This is a genomic window from Variovorax raffinosi, assembly GCF_051216615.1.
In the GTDB taxonomy this organism is placed as follows: Bacteria; Pseudomonadota; Gammaproteobacteria; order Burkholderiales; family Burkholderiaceae_C; genus Variovorax.
Map to the genome: position 1 here is coordinate 67,679 of NZ_JBPJZR010000005.1, position 14,793 is coordinate 82,471.

Below are 14,793 nucleotides of genomic sequence, written 5' to 3' on the forward strand. Positions count from 1 at the left end.
TTACGGTATTCCGTAAGGAGATGCAATGACTTTCATCGAGCTTTTGACCGGCCTGACCAAAGAGCAACGAGACCAGCTCGCAGCCGCAGGCATCCCGAGCCCACGCATCAGCGAATGGAAGGCAGGGAAATACATTCCTGGCCGCACGCACACACTGGCCCTCTGCCGCGTAACAGGCGCGGACTTCGACCAGATCAACCGAGAGCTAACGGTGCTGGAAGCTGAGCGCGACACAGAGCGCAATCCGCTGTTCGCCGGGTTCACCCAAGGTCTCCGGAGCGCATGGCACTTTTCTTGATCGGCGACGTCCAGGGCTGCGACCCTGCCCTGCAGCGGCTGCTGGACGAGATCGCTTTCTCGCCCAGCCGCGACACCATCGTGCTGCTGGGCGACCTGGTGAACCGGGGGCCCGATTCGGCCTCGGTGCTGCGGCGCGTGCAGGGTTACGGGGCTTCGGCGCTGAGCCTGCTGGGCAATCACGACCTGCATCTGCTGGGGGTGGCGCATGGCGCGCGCAAGGCCGGCCGCAAGGACACGCTGGCCGACCTGCTGGCCGCGCCCGACAGCGAGGCGATGCTCGAATGGGTACGCCATCAGCACATGGCTTTGCACATGCAGATCGGCCAGGGCGAGAAGGCGGGCGACCTGCTGATGGTTCATGCGGGGGTGTTGCCGCAGTGGACGGTAGGCGACACGCTGGCGCTGGCGGCCGAGGTCGAATCGGTGTTGCGCGGCCCGGCGCTGGGCAGCTTCCTGCTCACGATGTATGGCAACGAGCCCGACGAATGGCGCGATACGCTGACCGGCAACGCGCGGCTGCGCGCCATCGTGAACGCGCTGACGCGTCTGCGTTTTTGCACGGCCGATGGCGTGATGGAGTTCGAGGCCAAGGACAGCGCGGCGACTGCGCCCGAGGGCTTCATGCCCTGGTTCGACGTGCCCGGGCGCAAGACGGCCAGTGCCACCGTTGCTTTCGGCCACTGGTCGACGCTGGGCTGGCTCTCGCGGCCTGACCTGTTGTCGACCGATACCGGCTGCGTCTGGGGCGGTTGCCTCAGTGCGGTGCGCATCGGCGCGACGCTGGACGAGCGCGAGTTGATTCAGGTGAAGTGCGAGCAGGCGCAGAAGCCGGGGGGCTGAGGCTCGCTTCTGTTCAGTGCAGGCGCTGTCGTTCGGGGCGAGTGCGAATGACACCAGGAGCTCCCCTCCGCGAATGTCCCCCGCTTCGCTCCTCCTTTATTTCGCTGCGGGGAGCACCTGGTGCCATTCGCACTTGGACGCGCTCTGCGTTTGCGGCCGATCAACAAGTGCTCTGAGCGCTCACGTCGATACGGGGCTCTTTTTCGCGAAATAAAGGAGGAGCGAAGCGGGGGACATTTGCGAAAAAGAGCACCGTGTCGGCGTGAGCGTCGCCCTGAACAGCAGCGGCGCCCAAACCACAAACCCTCACCTCATTCAGCTAGCAGCAGAAGGCAGCCGGAACTTGTCCAGCGCCATGCGTTGCTGCCCCTGCGCATCGAAGTTCGCGGGCGACAACCACCGCTCGAACGCCGTGCGCAGTGCCGGCCATTCACTGTCGATGATCGAGAACCACGCCGCGTCGCGGCTGCGGCCCTTGTAGATGCTGTACTGCCGGAACACGCCCTCGGCCTGAAAGCCCAGTCGGGCCGCCGCGCGCTTCGACGGCTCGTTGAAGCTGTCGCACTTCCATTCGTAGCGCCGGTAGCCCAGCGTGTCGAAGGCCAGCTTCATCAGCAGGTACTGCGCTTCGGTGGACATCGGCGTGTGCTTGAGCAAGGGCGAGAAATTGACGTGGCCGACTTCGATCACGCCGTTTGCGGCGTCGATGCGCATCAGCGACAAGGTGCCGACCGCACGGCCGCTCTGCCTGTCGATGACGGCGAAGTGCACCGGGTCCGTGGTCTGCGAAAGGCGCTCGGTGTGGGCGCGCGCGGCGTTCAGGTCGGCGGGCCACTCGACGCCCAGGTAGGTCCAGTCGCGCCCGTCGGGGGCCTGCGCGTAGGCGGCGTACAGGTCGTCGGCGTGCTTCGCGGCGTTCACCGGTTCGAGCGTGCAATAGCGGCCTTCGATGGGCTCGCGCGGTGGCTGCGGGCGGGCGCTCCACTCGGGCATGAGGGGGCCGAGGGACTGGCCGTGTTCGTTGTGGCGGACTGGCATGAAGGGGACTTTCGGAACAAAAGGAACGGCATCGCCGGAGACCTATAAAGTACGGCCAACGTGGCGCCATTGGAAGCGCCACGGTCGATACTTTTCATGGTGCCACGCACTTGCGCCCTTTCATGACCGATTCGCCGGACACCGCTACCGCCACGCTGCTCGAAGCCGCCCTTGTGAAAGACCGCGACGCGGGCTCGATGCAGCGCCAGTTGCACGACCGCCTCAAGCGCGCCATCCTCGACGGCAGCCTGGCGCCAGGCAGCCGGTTGCCGGGCTCGCGTGCGCTGGCCGAGGCGCTGGCCATCTCGCGCAACACCGTCACCGCAACCTACGAGCACCTGGCCGCCGAAGGCTATGTGCAGCCCGACCGGCAGGGCACGCGCGTGACCGAGCTGTCGTCGCCTGCGCTGCCCGCACGCCCCACGCGCGCTGGCAAGCCAGCGGCCGCGCCGTCCACCGCGCAGCGCCTAGTTCATATCCGGGCCAGCGCGCCGCGTGCCGCGATGGACGCGGCCTTGCGGCCCGGCGTGCCCGCGCTGTCGCACTTTCCCATGGCCGCGTGGCGGCGCTCGCTCGACCGCGCGATGCGCAACGCCAGCCCCGCCACGCTCGGCTATGGCGATCCGCTGGGCGAGCCGCAATTGCGCGCGGCGATTGCACGACACCTGGCCATCGCGCGCGGTGTGCGCTGCGAGCCGCACCAGGTCGTCATTGCCGAAGGTGCGCAGGAGGCCATCACGATATGCGTGCGACTGCTGTCGAACCCCGGCGAGATCGGCTGGGTCGAAGACCCGGGCTATCGCGGCGTGAAGGCGGCCATGCATGCGGGCGACATGCGCATCGTGCCGCTGCGGCTCGATGCCGAAGGCCTGTGCGTGAGCGAACGCGACTGGCAGAAGCACCCGCCCCGGCTGATCTACACCACGCCCTCGCACCAGTACCCGGCCGGCACGGTGCTGAGCATCGCGCGCCGGCTGGCGCTGATCGCGCAGGCGCGCCATCACGGCGCCTGGATCATCGAGGACGACTACGACAGCGAGTTCCGCCACAACGGCGAGCCCATCGGCGCAATGCAAGGGCTGGTGGCGCAGGCGCCGGTGCTCTACGTCGGCACCTTCAGCAAGACGATGTTCCCGTCGCTGCGCCTGGGCTTCCTGGTGCTGCCCGAACAGCTCGTGGCCGCCGTGCGCGCACCACTCGAAGAAATGCTGCGCGGCGGCCACCGGCACGAGCAACTGGCCATGGCCGACTTCATCGAGAGCGGCCAGTTCAGCCGGCACCTGGGCCGCATGCGGCGGCTGTACCGCGACCGGCAGCAGGCCCTGCGGCTCGCGTTGGGCAAGCACTTCAAGGTGCCGCACGAAATCGATGGCGGCCACTGCGGCCTGCACCTGACCGTGCGGCTGCCGGAGCGCTTCGATGACCGCCGCATCGCGGCCGATGCGCTGCGCCATCACATCGCGCCGTCGGCACTGTCGGGCTTCGCGATGCGGCCCACGCCGTTGGACAACGGGCTGGTGCTGGGCTACGGCAACACGCCGGCCGAACTGTTCGAGCCGCTGGTCAAGCGGCTGTCGCAGTTGGCGCGCGCGGCCGCCTCATGACACAGGAATTTTTTCGTTCGTTCAGAGAAGGAAGAACCCGGGCAAGCACCGGCTGCAACTGTCGCAGCAGCCCCCCTCGACCCGACCGAAAAAGCTGCCGCGACGCAAAACCGTAACCCTTCCGACACGCGTCAGTCACGCCCGAACACTAACGTCCTCCCCGTGCAGAGACCCCCACGGGCAAAAGGATATTCATGAAGATGAAGGTTTGGTCTGCTTGCTTTGCGTTGTCGATCAGCGCATTGCTCGCTTCGTGCGGAGGCTCCGCAGGCAACGGCTTCAACCCGGGCCCCGTGACGGTCGCTCCCGATCCCACCCCGCCCCCGGCGGACCCGCATCCCACCAACCCCGCCAACGCATGTGGCGCCACCACGGCCGTCAAGATGAGTTGCCCGCCGACGGCCTCGTCGTCCTGAGTACCGCCCCATCATGATGAACAACCGTCGCAAGTTCCTGAAGGTGTCCGCCAGCATGGCCGGCGCCGCCGCGGCCATGACCGTGTTTCCGGATTCCATTCGCAAGGCACTGGCCGTCGAGCCCAACTCGGTGACCGGCACGATCCAGGACGTCGAGCACATCGTGGTCTTCATGCAGGAGAACCGCTCCTTCGACCACTACCTGGGGCACCTGAAGGGCGTGCGCGGCTACAACGACCGCTTCCCGCTGGCCCTGCCCAATGGCCTGCCGGTGTGGTTCCAGCCGCGCAAGGAAGACCCGACCAAGACCGTGCTGCCGTTTCGCTACGACACCACCCAGGCCGGCGTCAACGCGCAATGCATCGGCGGCCTGCCGCACACCTGGAGCACGACGCAGTCGGCCCTGCACGGCGGGCGCGCGGACCAGTGGGCGGTGCAGAAGACCAACATGACGATGGGCTATCACGTCCGCGAAGACATCCCCTTTCACTACGCGCTCGCCGACGCCTTCACCATCTGCGACAACTACTTCTGCTCGATCCCGGGCAACACCCATCCGAATCGCATGTACCTGATGACGGGCATGGTCGATCCCAAGGGCACCGGCGGCGGACCGCTGATGGACAACATCGACTACATCGACAACCAGTTCGATACCCAGAAGATGGCGCCCTTCACCTGGACGACCTACCCGGAGCGGCTCGAAGCCGCCGGGATTTCGTGGCAGATCTACCAGCAGGGCACGGACTTCGACGCCTTCACTGGCAACTACGGCACCAACATGCTGGCCTGCTTTGCCAACTTCGTGAATGCACCGGCGGGCTCTTCCCTGCAGCAGCGGGGCATGTCGACCCGGACCGTCCAGCAACTCAAGCTCGACGTGCAGGCCAATCAACTGCCGCAGGTTTCGTGGCTGCTGCCGCCGGCGGCTTATTCGGAGCATCCCAAGTACACGCCGCTGTACGGTGCCGAATACATCGCGAGCATCCTGGATGCGCTGACATCGAATCCGGCGGTGTGGAGCAAGACGGTCTTGTTCATCACGTATGACGAGAACGACGGCTTCTTCGATCACATCATGCCGCCGCAGGCGCCGACCGTGGCCGGCACCGGCATGAGCACGATGAACATCGACCTGGAGCGTCACGACCTGGTGAATCAGTTCCAGACCTCGACCTACACCGCGGACAACCTGCCCTACGGCTTCGGCCCTCGGGTGCCGATGACGGTGGTGTCGCCGTGGAGCAAGGGCGGCTTCGTGTGTTCGCAGGTCTTCGATCACACGTCGGTGATCCGCTTCATCGAACAGCGGTTCGGCGTGAAGGAACCCAACCTCTCGCCGTGGCGCCGCGCCATCTCGGGCGACCTGACGTCGGCGTTCAACTTCGCGGCGTCCGACGCCGCAGTACCCACGCTGCCGGACACCTCGGGATATATCGCGTCGGCCGATGCGCAGTGCGCACGAACCACCGCGCAAGCCGCACCCGCGGCGGGCACGGCGCAAACACTGCTGGCGCAGGAGACAGGCACGCGCCCGGCGCGGGCGCTGCCTTATGAATTGCACGTCAATGGCCAGCAGGACCCGAAGGGGGCGAGCTACTCCATTACCTTTGCCAACACCGGCACGCAGGGCGCGCACTTCTGGGTGTATTCGAGCGATGCCTCGGTCGCGCCGCGCAGCTACAGCGTCGAAGCCGGCAAGCAGTTGACGGACGCATGGCCGCTCAATGCGCAAACGCCCTACCAGTTGAGCGTTCATGGGCCGAACGGTTTCTACCGGCGCTTTGCAGGTGCCGCGACCACCGACGGCACGGCCGGGCCGGAGGTTGTCACCTGCTATGACGTGTCCAACGGCAACGTCTACCTGACGCTGAAGAACAACCGGTCGACGGCCGTCACGCTTACGGTGACCGACCAGGCCTACGGGCTCGGTACCCGCACCTACACCCTGCAGGCCGGGGCGAGCCAGGACGACCGGTGGGATCTTTCATGCTGCGGCGGCTGGTACGACCTGGTGGTCGGCGTGAGCGATACCGCCAACTATCAACGCCGCATTGCGGGACATGTCGAGACCGGGCAGCCCAGCATCAGCGACCCTGCGGCGACCGCCCCTGTGCTCACGGTGACCTGAACAGACTCACGGCCTCACCCACCCCACTCCACCAATGGCAAATCAGCCAGCGACGCCGAAGCCGGTGTCGAAGGTTCCCTTCACATCGAGCGGCTGCTTGATGAGCCCGACCTGCCGGTAGAAGTCCGCCGTGCCCTGCTGGTCGGCGATGACTTGCGCGTCGATGGCCACCCACTTCTGCTGGCGGCGCTCGAACTGCAGCTTGGCCGCTTCGGGCGGAATGCCGATGATGCGTGCGAGTGCGGCCGAGTAGGCATCGACGTTGCGGTACGACCAGAGCTGCGCCTTCACCACGCGCTGCAAGAAGTCCTGCAGCACCGGCCGCTTGGCGGCAATGGCCGCATCGGTCGCCGCGAGGTAGCTCAGCCCCGGCAGCAGCCCGCGCCCGCTGACCAGCACGCGCGCATGGTGGCTGACCTCGGCCAGCGCGGTGTAGGGCTCCCAGGTGGCCCACGCATCGACGGAGCCCTGCGTCAGAGCTAGCTTGGCATCGGCCGGCGCAAGAAAACGGATGTTCACCTCCTCGGGCTTGAGCCCCGCTGCGGTGATGGCCTTGAGCGTGACGTAGTGGCCGATGGAGCCGCGGTTGGTCGCCACGCTCTTGCCCTTGAGGTCGGCCGCGTTCTTGAGTGGTGAGTCGGGGCGCACCAGCACTGCCGTGCCGTAGGAGTCGGACCGGTTCGCACCGATCGCCTTGACCCGCGTGCCCGCCGCGAGCGCGAAGATCAGCGGCGCGTCGCCGATGGGGCCGGAATCGACCGCCGCCGCATTCAGCGCCTCGGCCAATGGCGCGGCGGCCGGGAACTCGGACCACTGGATGTCGTAGCCCAGGCCTTCGAGTCCGCCGGCCGCTTCGAGCAGTGCGCGCAGGCCGCCTTTCTGGTCGCCGGCCTTGAGCACGGGTCGTCCCTGTGCGCGGGCCTGCAAGGAGAAAGCGGGCAACGCCACTACCGTGGCTGCGGCAAGGCCGTGGGTGATGAGCTGTCTGCGCGATCTGTCGAGGTGTTTGTTCATGGGTTCTCCGGTGTCGTTCGATGAAAAAAAGAAATTCAGTGGATGAAGCCGCCCTTGACGAAGCGCACGGGCTCCGCGTCCATGCGGGTGATCAGCGCGCCCAATCCGTCGCCAGCGTTGATCGCGGTCTTCGTGGCCACAGGCAGGCGTTCGCTGCGGCACAGCAGGTCGTCGTCGGACCAGCCCGCCTTGCCGGGCTCACCACGCGCGCGCAGCCAGCCGTCGCGGTCGGCGATGAGCTGGGTGCCGTCGAGCTGGTCGGTGCCGGCGATCAGCGCCAGCGCCTCCCATGCGGCGGGCGAATCGGCCACGCAATCGGCAGAAGCCGATGCGTGCGATGACGGCGGCTTCAGCACCACGGTGACCAGCCTCGGGTCTTCAGACGGCGCAACATTGCCTGCCACGACGCGCAGCCGTTGCCCGCGCCAGCTCGCAAGCTGGCGCGGTGGCTTGATGCCACATCGCACCGCCATGTCGGGCAGGCCGATGGGCTGCGGCCAGTTGCCCAGCGCACGCAGGCTCTGGCCCGCGCCCTGCGCCTTCACGAAATCGATCAGGGCCCAGGCGTCGGCCTCGTCCAGCTTGCCGCCGAAGCTGGGCATCGTGGATTGGCCTTGCTGCGCGTCGCGCGTGCCGTGAAGAATGCGCCAGAGCAGATCGCCATCGGCGCGACGCCACAGCAGCGGGCCGCTGAGATTGGGCGGCCACACGGCCAGCGAAGCTGCGAGCGGGCCTTCGCCCTTGCCGTCCACGCCGTGGCAGGCGACGCAATGCTGGTCGTAGAGCGCCCGCCCCTGCGCGATGGATGCTGCAGTGAAGCCCGTGGGCGATTGCTGAAAGCTCGTGGGCGTCGCGGGCACCAGCACCACGCGCGCCTCGGGCCAGGGCGCCGCGATCAGCAGCATCGGCACCAGCGCGAGAAAGTAGAAGCGCGGGCGACGCCAGAACACTGCCAGCAGCAGCGCCAGCAACGCCACGGCGACGAACACCAGCGTCCACGCAAGGCTGCGTGCCTGCCCCAGGTCGATCAGCAGGTTCTCGCCCGACAGCCGATGCGCCCACGGCCATGCGGGCTGGCCATGCACCTGCGTCGCGAGCCCCAGCGCATCGAGCACGCGCAGCAACTGCAGTTGCGCGCCCTGCAGCAGGCCGATCAGCAGGTTGAGCCAATCGGCCTCGGGCGTGCTGTTCATCTCACCAGGTGGCGTCGAGCCCCAGGTGGCGCAGCGCTTCGTGGCGCAACTCGGCCAATCGCGCATGGCCACGATGGCGCGGATACGGCAGATCGACCACGATTTCGGCCGCGATGCGCGCCGGCCGGTCGCTCAGCACGATCACGCGGTTGGCCAGGAACAGCGCCTCTTCCACGTCGTGCGTGACCAGCAGCGCCGAGAAGCCCGCGCGCTGCCACAGGTTGACCAGCTCGCTCTGCATCGCGATGCGCGTGAGCGAGTCGAGCTTGCCGAGCGGTTCGTCGAGCACCAGCAGTTGCGGGTCGTTGACCAGCGCACGTGCCAGCGCCACGCGCTGCGCCATGCCGCCCGAGAGCTGGTGCGGAAAGGCTTTCGCAAAGTCGGTGAGGCCCACGAGCTTGAGCGCTTCGTCCACACGCCCGCGCTGCGCCTTGAGCACACCGCGCGCCTGCAGGCCCAGCGCCACGTTGTCCCACACGCTGCGCCAGGGGTAGAGCGTCGGGTCCTGGAAGACGACGATGCGCGAGGGGTCAGGCCGCGTGATCGGCGCGTCGTCCTGCGTGATGCGGCCCGCCGTGGCGGGTTCGAGACCGGCCACCAGCCGCAGCAAGGTCGATTTGCCGCAGCCGCTCGGGCCCAGCAGCGCGACGAACTCGCCGGGCTTCACGGTGAGGTCGATGTCGTCGAGCACCTGCAGCGGCCCTGCCGGCACATCGAACCAGTGGCTCACGCCGCGAATGTCGATGTGCGCGCCGGCCTTGCGAACGCCCGGCTCGGCGGTGGTGACGGCATCTACCATTTCACGGTCCCCTTCTGCCATGACAGCACGCGGTCGCGCACCTTGAAGAGCAGCGTGATCAGGCCCGAGCACAGCACGGCCATGACGATCAGCGCGGCGTACATGTTCGAGTACGAGGCCCAGCCCTGCGCCCACGACAGGTAGAAGCCCAGCCCGGCTTTCACGCCCATCATCTCGGCCGTGACCAGCACCGAGAAGGCCGCGCCCAGCCCCATGAACAGGCCCACGAACACCTGCGGCAGCGCGGCGGGAATCGCCACGCGCAGCACCAGGAAACGCTCGCTCGCGCCCATGGTGCGTGCCACGTCGTAGTAGTTGCGGTTGACGCCGGCCACGCCCGACCAGGTGAGCACCGCCACCGGGAAGCCCGTGGCCAGCGCGATCAGGAACACAGCCGCCGCGTAACTCGACGGAAAGAAGAAGAACGCCAGCGGCAGCAGCGCCGAAGCCGGCACCGGCCCGACGAAGCGCAGCACCGGATGCACCCAGTAGCCCGCGATGCGCGACCAGCCGATGGTCACGCCCGTGAGGAAGCCCGCGAGCGCGCCCAGCACGAAGCCATGGGCTAGCAGCCGGGTCGAATGCAGCAGGCTTTCGCCGAGGCGGCGCCAGTCGTCGATGTAGGTTTCGACAAGGCTCTGCGGCGGCGCGAAGAAAGGCGTGGGCAGCAGGGCGAGCTTGGCTGTCGCGATCTCCCAGAGGGCGAACAGCAGCGGCAGTGCGACGAGCCACGGTCCGGCGGGCCGCAGCACGCGCCCGATGCGGCCGGCGCGTGAACCGAGCAATGCCACAGCCAACAGCAAGGCGCCGACGACGATGGCGGCGATGCCGAACTCTTCGGTGTAGGCCCAGTCGCTGAAGCCGACGGCCTTGTTGGGCCAGTAGACCGTGAGCAGGCCCAGTACGAACCATGCGACGGTGGCGGCGAAGCCGCTGCGCCATGCGGGCACGGTCGTGGAGGTGCGGTGCGGCGTCGAAGCGGAGGACTGTGCGCGTGCGGGCGCCGCGGCCCCCACCCCTGCCCTCCCCCGGAAGGGGAGGGAGTCGAAGCCCAGGGCCGGATCGGGGGTGCTCATTGGGTAGCCTCTGTTCTCGGGGTATTGCTCCCTCTCCCCTCGGGGTGAGGGCCGACGGCGATGGCGCAGGCACAGCGCGTGCAACGGCCCTCGCCCTCACCCCGCCCCTCTCCCCAAGGGGAGAGGGAGAAAGATTGAACGCTCATGCCAGCGGGTCGTAGGAGACGTGCTCGGCGAAGCGCACCGGATCGGTGGTCTTCTTCAACACGCCGACGCTGCGGAAATCGCGCGCATAGAACTCCACCTCGTTGCGCAGGTTCTTGCCCAGCGGATGGTGGTTGTGCGTGAGCGTGCCCAGCAGCGCGCGCAGGTCTTCCACCGGCACGTTGGGCGAATACTTGGCGAAGAGCTTGGCCGATTCGTTCGGGTTCTCGGCCACGTAGTCCGAAGCCTGCGCGATGGAGCGCACGAGCGCGGCCACGGTGGCCTTGTCCTTGCGCACGAGTTCGCCGCGCGCGCCGACGATGCAGCAGACCTTGTCCTTGTACTCGCCCGAGAGGTTGCTCGCGACTTCGACGAACACGCCCTTGTTGCGCTTCTCGATCAGATAGACATTGGGGTCACCGTCGGCAATGGCGTGGATCTCGCCCTTCTTCACCGCGATGTCGAGCAGGTCGGCCGGGTACTGGCGCCACGTCACGTCGCGGTCGGCATCAATGCCGTTCTTCGCCAGCAGGATCGAGAAGAAATTCTTGCCCGGGCTCGCGATGTCCGACACGCCGATGATCTTGCCCTTGAGGCTGGCGATGTCGGTCACACCCGCGCTCTTGGCGCCCACCAGCCGCACGCAGCCGCCGTGCGAGCTGCCGACGATCTTCACGTCGAAGCCCGCTTCCAGCGGCTTGAGCCAGCGGTGGATCATGCCCACCGCCGCATCGGCCTTGGCCGTGGCCAGCGACTCCAGCAACTGGTCGGTCGAGCCGGTGTAGTTGATCAGGTCCACCTGCAGGCCGTTGCGCTCGAAATAACCGCGCTCCTGCGCCACCACCACGGGCGAAAGGCAGAAGGCCGCCGCGTTCCAGGCAAAGGTGAGCTTGCGGGACTGCTGCGAGAAAGCCTGCGAGGCAATCAGGCCGCCCGAGGCGACCACGGCGGCGGCGCCGCCTGCGCGCAGCACGCTGCGGCGGGAAAGGGATGCGTTCATCGACAACTCCGGAAGTTTTTTCTTGGGGTTCAGAGCGGCAGGGCTCAGAGCAGCAGTTCGGGCTCGGCTTCGACCAGGCCTTCGTGCAGGCTGTCGAAGGAATGGATGGCCCCCTCCGGGCCGCCGATCTGGCTGTGCGTGTGGCGTGCGGTGGCTTCGTCGATGGGCTGCGGCTTGCCGGCGGCCTCGGCCAGCAGTTGCGTGTGGCAGGCGTTGTCGAGCGCGATGTACCACCACGCGGCAGCCTCCACCGTCGGGCCCGCCGTCAGGATGCCGTGGTTCTTGAGGATTGCGCCCTTCTTGTCGCCCAATGCTTGCGCGATGCGGTCGCCCTCGCTGCTGTCGACCACCATGCCGGTGAAGTCGTCGAACAGCGCCACGTCGTCGTGGAACACGCAACTGTCCTGCGTGATCGTGTCGAGCTTGCGGCCTAGCGTGGACCAGGCCTTGCCATAGGTCGAGTGCGTGTGGGCGGCGGCAATGATCTTCGGGTTGTGCTCGTGGATCGCGGCGTGGATGGCGAAGGCGGCCTTGTTGAGCGGCCTGTCGCCGATGACGGTCTCGCCCTTCGAATTGACCAGCAGCAGGTCGGACACCTTGATGCGCGAGAAGTGGATGCCCAGCGGGTTGACCCAGAAGTGATCGGTCAGCTCGGGGTCGCGCGCGGTGATGTGGCCGGCCAGGCCTTGTGCGAAGCCGAAGCGCGCGAACAGGCGGAAGGCGCCGGCCAGGCGCTCTTGCCGGTGGCGGCGCTCGGCCTGCACGCTGGTGCGCGGGGGGATAGGGTCGAACCAGTACTTCTGCTGCGGGTTCGGGTTGAGCTTCAGCGGCAGGGCCGCATTGCGGTCGATGGAAAGAACGGCGCTCATGGGGATTCCTCGTGTTCGGTTTTTTTGGTTTTGCTCCTTCCCCTTCCGGGGGAAGGTTGGGATGGGGGCACGCGCGGCCTTCAAGGCTGCGCGGCGTTGAATGCCGCTTGCCCCCACCCCTGCCCTCCCCCGGAAGGGGAGGGAGAAAGACGGGGTCAGGCGGCCTTGCGAACGAAGGCCGCGCGCTGCGCGACGAGTTCGCGCGTGCGCGGAATCAGCTCGCGGCCGTAGTCGGTTGCGTCTTCCAGCGGATCGAAACCACGAATCAGGAAGGTGGTCACACCAAGGTCGTAGTAGTCCAGCAGCGCATCAGCCACCTGCTCCGGCGTACCGACCAGCGCAGTGCTGTTCGAGCGACCACCGATTTCCTGCGCCACAGCAGTCCACAGCCGCTTGTCCACACGCGGCCCCTTGTCGGCAGCGGCGAGCAGGCGCTTGGCACCTTCGCTCTGCTGCGGCCCACCGCGGTTGTAGCCCTGCACCACGCGCAGGCGTTTCGTCTCGGCCAGGATGTTTTCGGCGCGCGCCCACGCAGCCTCTTCGGTCTCGGCCAGGATCGGGCGGAACGACACCGAGAAGCGCACGCTGCGCCCATGCTTGGCCGCCTCGGCACGCACCCGCGTGGTCAGCTCGCGCGCCTGGTCGAGCGACTCGCCCCACAGCGCGTACACGTCGGCGTACTTGCCCGCGACCGGAATGGCGGCTTCGGACGCGCCGCCGAAGTACACCGGCACATGCGGCTTGCCGTTGCGCGTCTGCAGCGGCTTCACTTCGGAAAAGGCGTTCTGGTAGTGGTAGTGCGCGCCTTCGTGGTCGAAGGGCTTCTCGGCCGCCCACACCTTGTGCAGCACATCGAGGTATTCATCGGTGCGGGCATAGCGCTGGTCGTGGTCGAGCCAGTCGCCGTCGCGCCGCTGCTCTTCGTCGGAGCCGCCCGAGATGTAGTGCACGCCGAGCCGGCCGCCGCTGAACTGGTCGAGCGAGGCGAACTGCCGCGCCGCCAGCGTGGGCGACACGAAACCCGGGCGGTGCGCCAGCATGAAATGAATGCGCTCGGTGACCGAGGCCGCGTAAGCCACGGTGAGCGTCGCGTCGGGACCGGTCGAATGGTGCGGCACCAGCACGCGGTCGAAGCCGGCGTTCTCGTGCGCCTGCGCGAAGGCACGCACGTAGTCGCGGTCGATGGCCGGGCCCTTGGCGGCATGAATTTCCGAGACCTTCTGGCCCTGGATCATGCCGATGAATTCAACGTCGTTCTGGCTCATGGTGTCCTCGTTTTTTCGGGGTGGTGTGTGTGGAGAGGGAATCAGGCGGCGGGCAGGCGCAGCACGCTTTCGAAGCTGCGGTCCCACAGGGGCTTCACGTCGGCGGGGCCGTCGAGCACGCCGATCTTCAGGAAGGTGTCGGCCACGTCCTGGTGGCTGCGCACCACGGCGTCGCTCACGGGGCCCAGGCTGTAGTCGCCGCTGCGGCCGTTGAACAGCTCGACGATGTCGCCGACGGGCACGCGCGTTTCGGCCGACTGCGCACGCGCATAGGCCAGGAAGTTGCCGTTGATCCAGGCAAACGAACGCTGCAGGCGCTGCAGCAGGTCGGCGAGTGCCGCGCGGCGCAGCGCGTCGTCGAGCGCGCGCGGGTTGGCGTAGATCGGGAAGTTGCCCGACAGATAACCCACGCCCGTCTTGATGACCCGCGCGCCGTACTGGGTGCGCGCGATCTGCCCGTTGTAGCCGTAGATGGCCCAGGCATCGAGATCGCCGCGCGCAAAGGCCGAGAGGCCGTCCGAAGGTGTCAGGCTCACGGCCTGGATGTCGTTGAACGAAAGCCCGGCCTCGGCCAGTTGCTTGGCCAGGTAGTAGTGCGAAGTGGTGGCGCGCACATAGCCCACGCGCTTGCCCTTGAAGTCGGCGATGCTACGGATCGGCGAATCCTTGCGTGCCAGCGTGGCCTGGTTGTTCAGGTCTTCATGCGTGACGGCCACGAGCCGCACGCTGGATTTCTGGCGCGCCGCGAACACGGGCGGAATCTCGCTGCCCGAGCCCAGGTCGAGCGCGTCACCGTTGATGGCCTCGATGTGCAGCACGCCGTTGTTGAGTTCGCGCCAGTCGATCTTGTAGGGTGTGTTCGCCTGCCCCGATGCCTGCAGCAGTGGCCGCCAGAGCCCCTTGTAAGTGCCCACGCGCAGCGTCACGCCCGACAGGTCGCGCGATGGCGCAGCCGCACCGGCCCACCCTGCCGTCGCCGCGGCGCCCCATGCGGCGGCGGCTTGCAGCAGGCTGCGTCGGTCCAGAGGGAAATCCTGTTTCATGCGGTGAGTTCTTTCTTCTTCCTGCTTCGGCAGTCACCAGACCGTAACGAGAGGGGCGCCG

Annotated in this window: 14 protein-coding genes; 5 read left to right on the forward strand and 9 right to left on the reverse strand. The window is 67.3% G+C overall.

Features of this window, described 5'->3' with window-relative positions; translation table 11 throughout:
• Window positions 1-25: 25 nt before the first annotated feature.
• Both ACSFB7_RS16785 and ACSFB7_RS16790 read left to right on the forward strand, forming a co-directional pair.
• On the forward strand, window positions 26-298 hold the full coding sequence (locus ACSFB7_RS16785; protein WP_435472028.1) for a helix-turn-helix domain-containing protein: 273 nt from the start codon (window positions 26-28) through the stop codon (window positions 296-298).
• Complete coding sequence (locus tag ACSFB7_RS16790; protein ID WP_435472030.1) at window positions 283-1,140, forward strand: symmetrical bis(5'-nucleosyl)-tetraphosphatase; 858 nt, start codon at window positions 283-285, stop codon at window positions 1,138-1,140. The genes ACSFB7_RS16785 and ACSFB7_RS16790 overlap by 16 nt, the downstream gene beginning before the upstream one ends.
• A gap of 315 nt (window positions 1,141-1,455) precedes the next feature.
• Here the strand turns inward: ACSFB7_RS16790 and ACSFB7_RS16795 are convergent, their stop codons facing one another.
• Window positions 1,456-2,178, reverse strand: a complete 723-nt coding sequence (locus ACSFB7_RS16795; RefSeq protein ID WP_435472032.1) for a GNAT family N-acetyltransferase — start codon at window positions 2,176-2,178, stop codon at window positions 1,456-1,458.
• Between the two features lie 122 nt (window positions 2,179-2,300).
• Between ACSFB7_RS16795 and pdxR the strand changes: the two genes are divergently transcribed.
• From pdxR to ACSFB7_RS16810, 3 genes are all read left to right on the forward strand, one after another.
• Window positions 2,301-3,782, forward strand: a complete 1,482-nt coding sequence (pdxR, locus tag ACSFB7_RS16800) for a MocR-like pyridoxine biosynthesis transcription factor PdxR (RefSeq protein WP_435472034.1) — start codon at window positions 2,301-2,303, stop codon at window positions 3,780-3,782.
• Window positions 3,783-3,976: 194 nt separating this feature from the next.
• On the forward strand, window positions 3,977-4,198 hold the full coding sequence (locus ACSFB7_RS16805; RefSeq protein ID WP_435472036.1) for a hypothetical protein: 222 nt from the start codon (window positions 3,977-3,979) through the stop codon (window positions 4,196-4,198).
• A gap of 13 nt (window positions 4,199-4,211) precedes the next feature.
• Window positions 4,212-6,329 (forward strand): phosphocholine-specific phospholipase C, encoded by a 2,118-nt coding sequence (locus ACSFB7_RS16810; RefSeq protein ID WP_435472038.1) that lies wholly within the window; start codon window positions 4,212-4,214, stop codon window positions 6,327-6,329.
• 42 nt (window positions 6,330-6,371) lie between these two features.
• Here the strand turns inward: ACSFB7_RS16810 and ACSFB7_RS16815 are convergent, their stop codons facing one another.
• From ACSFB7_RS16815 to ACSFB7_RS16850, 8 genes are all read right to left on the reverse strand, one after another.
• Window positions 6,372-7,343 (reverse strand): ABC transporter substrate-binding protein, encoded by a 972-nt coding sequence (locus ACSFB7_RS16815; protein WP_435472040.1) that lies wholly within the window; start codon window positions 7,341-7,343, stop codon window positions 6,372-6,374.
• Window positions 7,344-7,378: 35 nt separating this feature from the next.
• A complete protein-coding gene (locus tag ACSFB7_RS16820) occupies window positions 7,379-8,536 on the reverse strand; it encodes a c-type cytochrome (protein ID WP_435472041.1) in 1,158 nt (385 codons plus the stop codon).
• Between the two features lies 1 nt (window position 8,537).
• Window positions 8,538-9,335 (reverse strand): ABC transporter ATP-binding protein, encoded by a 798-nt coding sequence (locus ACSFB7_RS16825; RefSeq protein WP_435472043.1) that lies wholly within the window; start codon window positions 9,333-9,335, stop codon window positions 8,538-8,540.
• Window positions 9,329-10,411: an ABC transporter permease gene (locus tag ACSFB7_RS16830; RefSeq protein ID WP_435472045.1), complete on the reverse strand. Its 1,083-nt coding sequence runs from the start codon at window positions 10,409-10,411 to the stop codon at window positions 9,329-9,331. Before ACSFB7_RS16830 ends, ACSFB7_RS16825 begins: the two co-directional genes overlap by 7 nt.
• A gap of 142 nt (window positions 10,412-10,553) precedes the next feature.
• On the reverse strand, window positions 10,554-11,555 hold the full coding sequence (locus ACSFB7_RS16835; RefSeq protein WP_435472047.1) for an ABC transporter substrate-binding protein: 1,002 nt from the start codon (window positions 11,553-11,555) through the stop codon (window positions 10,554-10,556).
• Between the two features lie 44 nt (window positions 11,556-11,599).
• Window positions 11,600-12,424 carry a class II aldolase/adducin family protein gene (locus tag ACSFB7_RS16840; protein ID WP_435472049.1) on the reverse strand — a complete coding sequence of 275 codons (825 nt, stop codon included), beginning with the start codon at window positions 12,422-12,424 and terminating at the stop codon, window positions 11,600-11,602.
• A 155-nt stretch (window positions 12,425-12,579) separates the two neighbouring features.
• Window positions 12,580-13,689: an LLM class flavin-dependent oxidoreductase gene (locus ACSFB7_RS16845; protein ID WP_435472051.1), complete on the reverse strand. Its 1,110-nt coding sequence runs from the start codon at window positions 13,687-13,689 to the stop codon at window positions 12,580-12,582.
• Window positions 13,690-13,730: 41 nt separating this feature from the next.
• Complete coding sequence (locus ACSFB7_RS16850; RefSeq protein WP_435472053.1) at window positions 13,731-14,732, reverse strand: ABC transporter substrate-binding protein; 1,002 nt, start codon at window positions 14,730-14,732, stop codon at window positions 13,731-13,733.
• Window positions 14,733-14,793: the final 61 nt, after the last annotated feature.